At 60.0% G+C, this 12,870-nt stretch carries 11 protein-coding genes; 10 read left to right on the forward strand and 1 reads right to left on the reverse strand.

The window, feature by feature from the left end:
* The first annotated feature begins 85 nt into the window (after nt 1-85).
* On the forward strand, nt 86-1,816 hold the full coding sequence (locus V0R37_RS13050; RefSeq protein WP_420374928.1) for an ABC transporter substrate-binding protein: 1,731 nt from the start codon (nt 86-88) through the stop codon (nt 1,814-1,816).
* Between the two features lie 115 nt (nt 1,817-1,931).
* Entirely contained in the window at nt 1,932-3,527 is a 1,596-nt protein-coding gene (locus V0R37_RS13055; RefSeq protein WP_420374929.1) for a glycerol-3-phosphate dehydrogenase/oxidase, read from the forward strand.
* Nucleotides 3,528-3,554: 27 nt separating this feature from the next.
* On the opposite strand, the gene V0R37_RS13060 is transcribed toward V0R37_RS13055, so the two are convergent.
* The gene (locus V0R37_RS13060) at nt 3,555-4,043 is read right to left on the reverse strand and encodes a C40 family peptidase (RefSeq protein ID WP_420374930.1); all 489 of its coding nucleotides are present in this window, start codon (nt 4,041-4,043) and stop codon (nt 3,555-3,557) included.
* A gap of 382 nt (nt 4,044-4,425) precedes the next feature.
* On the opposite strand from V0R37_RS13060, the gene flhD reads away from it, so the two are divergent.
* The 8 genes from flhD (at nt 4,426) to V0R37_RS13100 (ending at nt 12,858) form a co-directional block, all read left to right on the forward strand.
* Nucleotides 4,426-4,749, forward strand: a complete 324-nt coding sequence (flhD, locus tag V0R37_RS13065) for a flagellar transcriptional regulator FlhD (RefSeq protein ID WP_420374931.1) — start codon at nt 4,426-4,428, stop codon at nt 4,747-4,749.
* A 28-nt stretch (nt 4,750-4,777) separates the two neighbouring features.
* Entirely contained in the window at nt 4,778-5,386 is a 609-nt protein-coding gene (flhC, locus tag V0R37_RS13070) for a flagellar transcriptional regulator FlhC (RefSeq protein ID WP_420374932.1), read from the forward strand.
* A 167-nt stretch (nt 5,387-5,553) separates the two neighbouring features.
* The gene (gene motA / locus V0R37_RS13075; RefSeq protein WP_420374933.1) at nt 5,554-6,426 is read left to right on the forward strand and encodes a flagellar motor stator protein MotA; all 873 of its coding nucleotides are present in this window, start codon (nt 5,554-5,556) and stop codon (nt 6,424-6,426) included.
* 9 nt (nt 6,427-6,435) lie between these two features.
* Nucleotides 6,436-7,398, forward strand: a complete 963-nt coding sequence (motB, locus tag V0R37_RS13080; protein ID WP_420374934.1) for a flagellar motor protein MotB — start codon at nt 6,436-6,438, stop codon at nt 7,396-7,398.
* 161 nt (nt 7,399-7,559) lie between these two features.
* Complete coding sequence (gene cheA / locus V0R37_RS13085) at nt 7,560-9,668, forward strand: chemotaxis protein CheA (RefSeq protein WP_420374935.1); 2,109 nt, start codon at nt 7,560-7,562, stop codon at nt 9,666-9,668.
* Between the two features lie 27 nt (nt 9,669-9,695).
* Complete coding sequence (locus V0R37_RS13090; protein WP_420374936.1) at nt 9,696-10,196, forward strand: chemotaxis protein CheW; 501 nt, start codon at nt 9,696-9,698, stop codon at nt 10,194-10,196.
* Nucleotides 10,197-10,266: 70 nt separating this feature from the next.
* Nucleotides 10,267-12,015 (forward strand): methyl-accepting chemotaxis protein, encoded by a 1,749-nt coding sequence (locus V0R37_RS13095; protein WP_420374937.1) that lies wholly within the window; start codon nt 10,267-10,269, stop codon nt 12,013-12,015.
* 3 nt (nt 12,016-12,018) lie between these two features.
* Nucleotides 12,019-12,858 carry a CheR family methyltransferase gene (locus V0R37_RS13100; protein WP_420374938.1) on the forward strand — a complete coding sequence of 280 codons (840 nt, stop codon included), beginning with the start codon at nt 12,019-12,021 and terminating at the stop codon, nt 12,856-12,858.
* Nucleotides 12,859-12,870 lie beyond the last annotated feature (12 nt).

The raw sequence follows: 12,870 nt of genomic DNA on the forward strand, positions 1-12,870 counted from the left end.
TGCTTGATGCCGCGTGATTTGACCTTTCCCCGGATCAACGCGGCGGGACGGGAAAACGGGGACATGTTCTACCGAGGAGACCATCATGTTATTTCGCCGTACAGCCCTGGCGCTTGCCATAACCTGCGCCTTGTCCGGCCAGGCATACGCCGGCGTAGCCGAAGCCCAGAAATGGATAGACAACGAATTCCAGCCATCCACCTTGAGCAAGGATCAGCAGCTGGCTGAAATGAAATGGTTCATCGAAGCCGCCAACAAGCTCAAGGAGCAGGGTGTCAACGAAGTATCGGTGGTATCCGAGACCATCACCACTCATGAATACGAAGCCAAGACCCTGGCCAAGGCCTTTGCCGAAATCACCGGCATTACCGTGCATCATGACCTTATCCAGGAAGGCGACGTGGTCGAGAAGCTGCAGACGTCCATGCAGTCGGGCAGGTCCATCTACGATGGCTGGATTTCCGATTCCGACCTGATCGGCACTCATTACCGCTACGGCGAAATGCTGTCCCTGACCGATTACATGAATGGCGACGGCAAGCAATGGACCAACCCGACGCTGGACGTCAAGGACTTCATCGGCACTTCGTTCACCACGGCGCCCGACGGCAAGCTGTATCAACTGCCCGACCAGCAGTTCGCCAACCTGTACTGGTTCCGCGCCGACCTGTTCGCGCGGCAGGACCTTAAAGACAAGTTCAAGGCCAAGTACGGCTACGAGCTGGGCGTGCCCGTCAATTGGACCGCATACGAAGACATCGCCAATTTCTTCACCAACGATGTCAAGACCGTCGACGGCAAGCCCATCTACGGCCACATGGACTACGGCAAGAAAGATCCTTCGCTGGGATGGCGATTTACCGATGCTTGGCTGTCCATGGCGGGCACCGCCGACAAGGGAACGCCCAACGGCATGCCGGTGGACGAATGGGGCATACGGGTCGCCGACGATAAGTGCACCCCCGTGGGTGCATCCGTCTCGCGCGGCGGCGCAACCAATTCTCCGGCCGCGGTCTATGCATTGACCAAATACATAGACTGGATGAAAAAATACGCGCCCAAGCAAGCGCAAGGCATGACGTTCAGCGAATCGGGTCCGGTTCCCGCGCAGGGGCATATCGCGCAGCAGATATTCTGGTACACGGCCTTCACCGCCGACATGACCAAGAAAGGCCTGCCCGTGGTCAACGACGACGGCACGCCCAAGTGGCGCATGGCGCCGGCGCCACACGGTCCCTACTGGAAGGATGGCATGCAGAATGGCTACCAGGACGTCGGTTCATGGAGCTTCTTCAAGAACCACGATCCCAAGAAAGTGGCGGCCGCCTGGCTGTATGCGCAGTTCGTCACGTCCAAGACGGCATCGCTCAAGAAATCCATCGTCGGCCTGACCTTCATTCGCGACAGCGACATACACAGCGAATACTTCACCAAGAACGCCAATAAGTACGGCGGCCTGATCGAGTTCTATCGCAGCCCCGCCCGCGTGGCCTGGACGCCCACCGGCACCAACGTGCCCGACTACCCCAAGTTGGCCCAGTTATGGTGGAAGAATGTAGCCACGGCGATTACCGCCGAGAAAACGCCCCAGCAGGCCATGGATAACCTGGCTACCGAAATGGACGCTGTCATGGCGCGCCTGGAACGCGCCGGCATGAGCCACTGCGCGCCCAAGCTCAATCCCAAGAGCGACCCGTCCAAGTGGCTCAGCGACAAGCAGGCGCCCTGGAAAAAACTGGCCAACGAAAATCCCAAGGGTGAAACAGTGGCCTACGAGGCGCTGCTGAATGCCTGGAAAGAGGGCCGGGTGCGTTAAGCCTGGCTGTCCAGCAAGCGAAAGGCCGTGTGCGCAAATCCCGGCACACGGCCTTTCGCTTGGGCCCGGTCCGCTGTTCTACACTTACGCTGCTTCCATTTTCTGACTGTTTTTTATGACATCACTTGTATCTCCCCAGCCGACCGATCGGCCGCAGCTTTTCAGGACTCTGGCCGGTCTGGGCCAGGTGGATCTGGCTATCATTGGCGGCGGCGCAACCGGCCTGGGGGTGGCGCTGGATGCCGTGCTGCGCGGCCTGTCGGTGGTTTTGCTGGAGTCGCACGATTTTGCCAAGGGCACGTCTTCGCGCGCGACCAAGCTGGTGCACGGCGGGGTGCGCTACCTGGCGCAGGGAAATATCGCCCTGGTGCGCGAAGCGCTGCACGAGCGTTCCACTCTATTGCACAATGCTCCCCATTTGGCGCGGCCCCTGCCTTTTGTCATGCCCGGCTACAAGTGCTGGGAAACGCCTTTTTACGGCACCGGCCTGAAAATCTACGACGCCCTGGCCGGCAAGGCCGGCCTGGGTTCCACCGAATTTCTTAATTTACGGCAGACGCAAGGCTGCATTCCGGGTGTCAGGACGCAAGGCCTGAAAGGCGGCGTCAAATACTGGGATGGGCAATTCGACGATGCCCGTCTGGCGCTGGCCCTGGCGCGAACCGCGGCCTCGCAGGGCGCCTTGCTGATCAACTACTGTCCCGTCATCGAACTGATCCACGAGCTGGGCAGGGTGGCCGGCCTGCAATGCCGGGATGCCGAAACAGGCAATGTTCATACCCTGCGGGCGCGCTGCGTCATCAACGCCAGCGGCGTCTGGGTCGACGAGATCCGCCAGATGGATGGTTCGGCCACCGGACGCGACACCCAGCCCATGGTGGCGCCCAGCCAGGGCGTCCATCTGGTCGTGGACAGTGAGTTCTTTCCGGGCGATCATGCCCTGTTGGTGCCCAAGACGCAGGACGGCCGGGTATTGTTTGCGGTGCCCTGGCTGGGCAAGGTCATCCTGGGCACCACCGATACGCCGCGCCACGACCTGTCGCGCGAGCCGCTTGCCTTTGCCGAGGAAGTCGAATTCATCCTTGGCGAGGCGGCCAAATACCTGGCTCGTCCGCCATCGCGATCGGATGTCAAGAGCATATGGGTTGGGCTGCGCCCCTTGGTGCGCCCGCCCCAGAATGAAGGCGACAACACCAAGAAAATCAGCCGCGAACACACGGTATTGGTCAGCCCCAGCGGCCTGGTGACCGTCACCGGCGGCAAGTGGACCACTTATAGGGCAATGGCGGAAGACGTGCTGGAAAAATGCATGGAAAGCGCGCTGCTGGAACGCTTGCCGCCTTCTGAAACCGGCGACTTCAAGCTGGTGGGCGCCCCGGTGACCGGCCAGGGCAGAACCAGCCTTACGGGGACGCCCGGGCTGGACGCCTATGGCACCGAGGCCGAATGGCTGGCCGGCCTGCCCGGAGCGCAAGTCGAACTGGCTCCGGGCTTGACCGAAGCGATGCTGCGTTTCGCCGCGCGCAACGAATATGCCCGAACGGTGGAAGACGTGCTGGCCCGGCGTTCCCGCCTGTTGTTCCTGGATGCGCGCCTTGCGCAAAAACTGGCGCCGGCCGCGGCCGACATCCTGGGCGAGGAGACCGGTGTGGATCCCCGGCTGGACGAGTTCCTGGCGTTGGCCGGCCAGTATCAACGGCTACCCGATTGATGTGCGCGCCGCGAAAGCAAGGAAGGCTCAAGACCCGAACAGGGTGCGCGCCGATTCGAACCGCTTGGCGAAGTAGGGGTTGTCCAGCGAATCGACCCGCACACGTCCGCCTGTCGATGGCGCGTTAACGAATCTCGCATCGCCTATATATATACCCATATGGGAAAAAGGCCGATTCAGCGTGTTGAAAAAGACAAAATCGCCCGCTTTCAATTGGCTTCGCGGGATAGGGCGGCTTAGCCTTGCAATTTCAGCCGTGTTATGAGGAAGGGGCTGGCTGGCCGCCTGGCTGAATACGTAGGCCACCAGGCCGCTGCAGTCGAAACCGGCATCGGGGTGCGAGCCGCCGTAGCGGTAGTTCGATTCCAGCAAGCCCATGGCGGTCAGCACGACGTCGCCGCGCTGCCCAGGCGCCAGGGTTATCGCCCGGCCGAGGGGGGCGTGAACACCTTGCGACGCGGAGCCATCAGGACCACGTACCGCGCATCCAGCCAGCAGCAGTAATTCGGCAGCCACAAACAGCAAGCATAATAAGCGGCGGATAAGCATGGGAATCAGCATAAGGGCTTTGACAGGTTTAATACAAGTGTATGCATAGCGTTGTTTTTTTACAGGACAATGTAACTTATCCCTGATATTTCGCAGAATATTGTGTAACTACGACAGCGCTGTCATGTAATTTTCTTTAAATATTTGATACTATGCCTATGTCATTTATACAGAATGTGCATGGTTGTAAGCGTTTCGATGGCTTTTTTGTAAATTACCAGCGTAAGCTGATCGGATACCTGCCGCAGATACACTAATTAGGTTTTGTTAACCCATTAACATTTGTTAGCATCTTAAAACCTCTGATTTCTGCGGTGAGCCTGTTTCGGTTTTCAACAAGGAGGGCACAATGCCCGTCACGGATAATTCGTTATTAAGCGACATTCAAGAAGTCAATTTATCGTACTTGATGCTCGCTCAGCGTATGTTGCGCGAAAACTATGCCGCCGGCATGTTCCGCCTGGGTTTCGATTCCGACGTCGCGGATATTGTCATGCGCTTGTCGCCTGCCCAATTGGTCAAGCTGGCGGGTTCCAGCTCCTTGATCTGCAAGTTTCGTCTTAACGACTACGACCTGCTGTCCTCGTTGACGCAGGACGTGCTTGGCGGGGTGCTTCAAAAAGCCCATTCCACCATTCTTCTTTCCCAGCAGGCCAGCGAACAGCCCGCGTAAGCGGCCGGACGCCTCGACAATAATTATTATGGCAACAAAAAGCGTAGCTAGGGAAGCGGAAGAAATTCTTCTGGCCACCGAAATGATCCAGTTGGGCGCCCGTTTGCAGGTATTGCAAGCCGAGACCAGCCTTAGCTATGATCGCCTGGCCCGGCTGTACCGGGAGGTAAAAGGGTGCTCGCCGCCCAAGGGCATGCTGCCTTTCTCGGTCGATTGGTTCATGACATGGCTGCCCAATATCCATTCCAGCGTGTTCTACAGCGTGTATCAGTACATGGATCAGCATACGCCGGCCAAGAAAGCGAAAGCGCTGGTCGAGGCGTATAGGCTGTACCTGGAACAATCGTCCACCGGCCGCCCCGCCGATTCCACCGAAGAGCCCGTGCTCAGCTTTACGCGCGCCTGGATGCTGGTTCGGTTTTTTGACAGCAATATGGTGCAGTTGTCGCACTGCACCCGCTGCAAGGGCGGTTTTGTTGCTCACGCCCACGACCCTCAGAACGATTTCGTCTGCGCCATCTGCCGTCCGCCGCCCAGGGCCGGAAAGACGCGCAGCAAGGCCGCGGCCGCGCACCCTGTCGAGGTCTTGCGCTCGGCCCGCAAGGCCGCCGGCAAGATCAGCCCTGTGTCGGGTTGACGGCCGCGATGGCCGATGCCATGAAACGATCGATCCGCCCCGGGGTTCCGAGGCGGTTTTTTTTGCCCAGAGCGGGGATTTAGGCTCAAAAACACCCTTTGAAAGGCGCTTTTGCGGCAGCCAAAAGAAGGGATCATATGCAGCATGTGTTTACTGAAGGCGTATCCGTGTTTATTTTCGTTGGATTTCTGATCGTTTTCTTCTCGGTATTCGGAAGCTATGTCGGCTTGGGCGGGCATCTGGGCGCCTTGTACCAGCCGTTCGAATTCGTTCTGATCGCCGGAGCCGCGCTAGGTGCCTACATTGCTTCGAGCAGCGGGAAATCCGTCAAGCTGCTGTTCGAGTCGCTGCCTCTGATTGTCCGCAAGAGCCCCTACAGCAAGGAGCTGTACATGGAGCTGATGGCGCTCTTGTACGTATTGCTGAACAAGGCGCGCCGCGACGGCCTGATGTCCATCGAATCGGACATCGAAGAGCCCGAAACCAGCCCCATCTTCACCGACTACCCGCGCATCCTGCGCGACGAAAAGCTGATGGAGTTCATTACCGACTACCTGCGCCTGATGGTCAGCGGCAACATGAGCTCCTATGAGATCGAAACCCTGATGGACCAGGAAATCGAAGCGCATCACCAGGAGCGCAATGTGCCCGCCAACGCGCTGCACTCCGTGGCCGACGCCTTGCCGGCTTTCGGGATTGTGGCGGCGGTGCTGGGCGTGATCAAGGCCCTGGCCTCGGTCGATCAGCCGCCGGCCGTCCTGGCCGACCTCATCTCCAAAGCCATGGTTGGAACCTTTCTGGGGGTGCTGCTGGCCTATGGCTTCGTCGCCCCGTTGGCTGCTTCGATAGAACGCCGTTCCGTTGCGTCCTCCAAGGTCCTGGAGTGCATCAAGGTCACCTTGCTGGCCAGCATGAATGGTTACCCGCCGCAATTGGCGGTGGAATTCGGCCGCAAGGTTCTGTATTCATACGTCAGGCCGTCGTTCATGGAACTGGAAGACCATGTCCGGCAAACCCGTGCGCCCGCCCGCAAGGCGTAACGAGCCGTCATGAAGAAACCCCAGCCGCGGATAGTCATCCGGCGCAAGCGCAGCATTGCGGAAGCCAAGCACAACTCCAGCTGGAAGATCGCCTATGCGGACTTCATGACGGCCATGATGGCCTTCTTCCTGGTCATGTGGCTGCTTTCGCTTGTTCCGCAAAAAGACCTGCAGGCGATCGCCGAGTATTTCCGCATGCCGCTCATGACAGCCGTCACCGGCGGGCCCAAAAACGAAAGCGGCAGCAGCGTGATACCCGCTGGAGCATCCAGCGTGATCCCCAATCCCAGTCCCATCCCCTCGCGCGGCGATGTCCATACCGAGGGCGACCTGCGCGACGTGCAGCGCCTGGAAAGCCTGAAGACCGAACTCGAGGATCTGATCAAGACCGATCCCGTGCTGCAGCAGTTCAGCCCCCAGTTGCTGCTGGACATGACTCCGGACGGTTTGCGGATTCAGATCATCGACAAGCAGAACCGTCCCATGTTCGCGACCGGCAGCGCCCAGGTTCAGTCCTATATGCGCGATATCCTGCGCCAATTGGGCCCGGTCTTCAACAGGCTGCCCAACAGCATCAGCATCGCCGGCCATACCGATTCCATCCAGTACGCGACCGGCGAGCGCGAGTACAGCAACTGGGAACTCTCGGCCGATCGGGCCAATGCGGCCCGCAAGGAGCTGGTGGCCGGCGGGATGGACGAGGTCAAGATCAAGCGCATATTGGGTCTGGCCGCATCGGTCAGCCTGATTAAAGATAATCCGGCGGCAGCCGTTAATCGACGTATCAGTATTGTTGTGTTGAACAGTCGTGCCGAACGCCGCATCGACGAGCAGAACGCATCCGCGGCCTCGGCCGCCAGCCTGAGAGACCTGCTGGAGCCGGCGCCTGCGCTGATCCCTCGAGGGGCCGTGCCGGGGCTGCCCGACTTGCTGGATCTGCCCGTCAAGCCGCTATTGCCGAACGGACAATAGGCCGCCTTGCTTCGCGACCGGAGCAAGGCTGGCGCTTTCGTTGCCGGCTGATCCATGGTTCCCGGGCGCGGGCTGGTATTGTTGCCGACAACAAATCATAATGAGGCGGGCCGGAATTGGGGAAGGCGAATGACAGAGCTCTACAGTAAAAGGAAGCAATCATGAGTGCGGGCGTGGACCTGAGCCAGTTTTTCGAAACGTTCTTTGACGAGGCCGACGAGTTGCTGGCCGACATGGAGCAGTTGCTGCTCGGAATGGATCTGGACAATCCCGATACCGACCAGCTCAACGCCATCTTCAGGGCGGCCCATTCCATCAAGGGGGGGGCGGGCACGTTCGGCTGCTTCGGCCATCTGGCCGAGACCACGCACTTGCTGGAAAACCTGCTGGACAATATCCGCAGAGGTGAAATGCCGCTGCGCAAGGACATGATCGATCTATTCTTGGAAACCAAAGATGTGTTGACAGAGCAAGTGGCGGCGTACCGTAATTCTCAAGAACCCGACGTGGGGGCATACGAACGCATTTGCGCTCAATTGCGTGAACTGGCCCTGGAACAGCAGGGCGAGCCGGCCGCGCCGGCTCCAGCGGCCCAGCCCATTCAGGCCCCTGCGCCGGCTGCCATGGTGGCTCCCGCTGTTGCAGCCACCCCTCTCGCCGCCGACGCGAACCTGCCGCTGCGCGTGCGGGTAATCCGCCTGGCCGCCAAAGACATGGAAGCCCTGGCCGCCGAAATGGCCTTGCTGGGCGATGTCCTGCACCAGGAAAAAACAGCCGACACGCTGACCATCTGGTTAAACACCACCGCCAGTGCGGACGATCTTGAAGCGGTATGCGGGTTCATCGTCAACGATGACCAGGTTGACATTGCCCGGGAAGCCGCGCCTTCGGCTGCCGCGGCCGCGGCCGCAAGTCCGGCCGCTCAGGCCGAGCCTCCGGTCCAGGCCGCTGCGCAAGCGATCCAACAGGCCGCTGTGCCGGCTGCCGCCGAAAGCCCGGCATCCCCAGCGCCAAACGCAAAGCCCGCCGCGGCCGCAAGCGCGCCTGCGCCGCGTCCCGCCAAACCTGAAAAAGCATCCGCCGCCGGCTCGTCAAATAGCAGCACCATACGCGTGGGTGTCGAGAAGGTCGACCAGATCATCAATCTGGTCGGCGAATTGGTCATTACCCAGGCCATGCTGGTGCAGACCGCATCCACGCTGGATCCGGTCGTGCACGACCGCCTGCTCAACGGCATCGAGCAATTGGAGCGCAACGCGCGCGACCTGCAGGAAGCGGTCATGTCCATACGCATGATGCCCATGGATTACGTATTCAGCCGCTTTCCGCGCGTCGTGCGCGAAAATGCGGCCAAGATGGGCAAGCAGATCAAGCTGACCACATACGGCCAGGCCACCGAGCTGGATAAAAGCCTTATCGAGCGCATCATCGATCCGCTGACCCACCTGGTGCGCAACAGCATCGATCACGGCATCGAACTGCCCGAAGTGCGGGTCGCCGCGGGCAAAAGCCCCGAAGGCAACATGATTCTGTCGGCCCAGCATCATGGCGGGCAAATCGTCATCGAGGTGTCCGACGACGGCGCCGGCCTTAGCCGCGAGCGCATCCTCAAGAAAGCCATGGCGCAAGGCATGGCGGTCACCGAAAACACACCCGACGAAGAACTCTGGCAGCTTATTTTCGCGCCCGGTTTCTCCACGGCGGAAAAGGTCACCGATATTTCCGGCCGCGGCGTCGGCATGGACGTCGTCCGGCGCAATATCCAGGGCATGGGCGGGCACATACAATTGTCGTCGCGCCCCGGCCAAGGCACCACCACGCGCATCGTGCTGCCCCTGACGCTGGCCATCCTGGACGGCATGTCGGTGAAGGTCGGCGAAGAAACCTTTATCCTGCCGCTCAGCCATGTCACCGAGTCCATGCAGCCTTCGGCCGATCAGATACGCAGCATTTCCGAGTCTGAGCACGTACTGCACGTACGCGGGGAATACCTTCCAATGGTGGCCCTGCACAACGTCTTTGCGGTCAACGGAGCGGAAACCGACATCACACGCGCGATAGCGGTGGTGCTGCAGGCCGAGGATGTACGCTTCGCCCTGCTGGTCGATCACCTAATAGGACAGCACCAGGTTGTCGTCAAGAACCTGGAATCCAATTATCGAAAAATACCGGGTGTATCCGCTGCCACCATCCTGGGTGACGGCAGCGTAGCGCTGATAGTCGACGTATTCGCGCTGATGCGTGTTACGCGCGACAAAACGACGATATAACGCCTCTTTAAAGTTTCGGAGAAAGCAATGTTCAACAAATTCGAATCCAATGCCCAGCAGGTCGACACCACAGGCCAGGAATTCCTGGTATTCACGCTGGCGGCGCAAGAATACGGAATCGACATTTTGAAAGTCCAGGAAATCCGCGGCTACGACAGCCAGAGCGTTACGCGGATCGCCAACGTGCCCTCGTTCGTCAAGGGCGTTACCAATCTGCGGGGCATCATCGTTCCCATTGTCGACATGCGCATCAAGTTCAATCTTGAACGCGTCGAATACGATCACCAAACCGTGGTTGTCATTCTGAACCTGCAGACGCGCGTGGTGGGGGTGGTGGTCGATGGCGTGTCCGACGTCCTCATGCTGCAGCAGTCGCAGATCAGCGCGGCGCCTCAATTCGGCACGGCGTTCTCCACCGAATACCTGACGGGCATCGGCACCCTGGGCGAGCGCATGCTGATCCTGGTGGATATTGAAAAACTCATGACCAGCGAGGAAATGGCGCTGGTGGAAAATGCCGTCGTTTAAGTAACGGCAGACGCCGTCGGGTAGTGGGCGTTGGCGGCGGGTGGAGTCCTATTTAAAGGTACGTAGCAGGATGCGCAAGATTTCCCTGTTTTCCGATATGAAGATACGCAGCAGCCTCATCCTGGTGCTGGTTTTCTTTCTGGCCATGCTGATGGCCGGCGCCGCCCTGGGGGTCTTGTCCCTGCGCGCCAACAACCAGGCCCTGAACAACATCGTCCTGAATCAGCGCCTGGGCGCCAACCTGAGCACGGCCATCGACGGCTACAAGAACGTCCAGACCATACTGGGTCGCGCCGTCGCCAGCTTCATCGTCAACAGCGATCAGCAAAGCTATGCCATCGCCAATGAATGGGGCGGTGAAAGCGGCGCCGACGCTTCCGCCCTCAGCGACGAGTCGCGCCAGCTCATTGCCGCCGCGCGCAAGGAATACGACCAGTCGATGTCGCGCTTCAAGGCCTTCCAGGATCTGGCGCAAAACGTTCCCGATCCGGAAAGCCGCTACCGCCGCGTGATCGAAGGCTATACCACGCTGATGGAAGGCGGCGTCATGCCTTTGTTCAGCCTGATTTCATCGGGCAATATCCGCGAATATCACAGCTTCCTGGGAAGCACCACCCTGTTTCTGGAAGAGGACCTCTACAGTTCGCTGGGCGGCCTGCAATCCTTCCAGCAGCGCCTTATCGACCGCAGCTATCAGACCGAGGCTGATCAATACGAACTGGTGATCATGCTGGTGTCCGTCGCAATGCTGATGTGCGTACTTATTGCTTTTCTTTCCTACGTGTTCCTTGGCCGCGTGGTGCTGCGTCCCTTGCGTCTGGCCGGCACGCATTTCGACCGTATCGCGGGCGGGGACCTGACCCAGCGGGTGGAGGTTCGTTCGCACAACGAGATCGGCGTTCTGTACGAGGCCTTGCGGCGCATGCAGGAAAGCCTGACGCGCACGGTGAGCACGGTGCGCCAGGGTGTGGAAGAGATCACGCTGGGTTCGCGCGAGATTTTCATGGGCAACACGGATTTGAGCAGCCGCACCGAGCAGCAGGCGGCGTCGTTGCAGGAGACGGCGGCCAGCATGGAGCAGTTGGCCAGCACGGTGCGCCAGAACACGGATAACGCGACGCAGGCCGACACGCTGGCCAAGAGCGCCTCGGATGTGGCCGCGCGCGGGGGCCAGGCGGTCTCGGCGGTGGTGGACACCATGAGCGAGATCTCCACGAGCTCGGGCAAGATGGTCGAGATTGTGGGGGTGATTGACGGCATCGCTTTTCAGACGAACATCCTGGCGTTGAACGCGGCGGTGGAAGCGGCGCGGGCGGGCGAGCAGGGCAAGGGCTTTGCGGTGGTGGCGGGCGAAGTGCGCTCGCTGGCGCAGCGCAGCGCGCAGGCGGCCAAAGAGATCAAGGTGCTGATCGAGGAGTCGCAGAAGAAGGTGCAGGCCGGGGCCAAGCAGGCCGGCCAGGCGGGGGAGATCATGCAGGAGGTGGTCGGTTCGGTGCAGGGCGTGACCACGATCATGGGCGAGATCTCCTCGGCCTCGCATGAGCAGTCCGACGGGATCGAGCAAGTGAACCAGGCGGTCACGCAGATGGACAGCGTGGTGCAGCAGAACGCGGCGCTGGTCGAGCAGGCGGCGGCGGCAGCCGGTTCGCTGCAGGATCAGGCCACGCGCCTGGCCGAAGCCGTGGCGGTATTCAAGATCAATGCCAATGAAGTCATCGATGTGGCCGCTGCGCGGCTGCAACATTCCAAGTCGGGAGACGCGTCCGGTACAGGACGCTTGAACCTGGCACAACCTGCTGGAGCTCTAACCAGCTCCTAGACCATGTCATCAATAGCGCAATCCATCTTCACCATGCCCGCCTTACCCGAGGTCGGGCATAACGATTTTGAGCGAGCGGCGCGCATCTTGCGCGCCCGCGCCGGTATTGTGCTGGGGGGACACAAGCAGGAAATGGCCGAGCGGACCCTGGCCATGCGGGCAAAAAGCCTGGGCATGGCCAATGTCAAGGAATATCTCGATCATCTCGAACTGAACGGCCAGTCGCCGCAGTGGGAGGCATTCGTCAATGCCTTCACCATCAATCACACCGCCTTCTTTCGCGAGCAGCACCACTTCGCCATCCTGGCCAAGTTCGCCAAGACGCGCAAGAAGCCGTTTTCCGTCTGGTGTTCCGCCAGCTCGACGGGCGAAGAGCCTTATTCCATCGCCATGACGCTGCGCGAATCCTGCCCCGCGCCCGACAGCGGGGTGTCCATCCTGGCGACCGATATCGATACCCATGCGGTCCAGAAAGCCCAGGAAGGCATGTATTCCATGGAGCGGGCCGGTCCCGTGCCCGAGGACTACCTTAGAAAATATTTCCAGCGCGGCACCGGCCGGCGCACGGGCATGGTGCGCGTCAAGCCCATCCTGCGCGACATGATCCAGTTCGACACCCTGAACCTGTTGTCGCCCAATTGGCCCATCGCCGATAAGCTGGATGTCATTTTTTGCCGCAACACCATGATTTATTTCGATAAGGCTACGCAAACGCGTATTTTGGAGCGTTTTTCCGCCATATTGAAGCCAGGCGGCCTGTTGTTTGCCGGCCATTCCGAAAATTTCACGTACCTGACCAAGTCGTTCCGCCTGCAAGGGCAGACCGTGTACGTGACAACGTAGCGCCTGGCGCTC

Origin of the sequence: Pollutimonas rozaliensis (assembly GCF_048751585.1) — a bacterium.
Lineage (GTDB): Bacteria > Pseudomonadota > Gammaproteobacteria > Burkholderiales > Burkholderiaceae_B.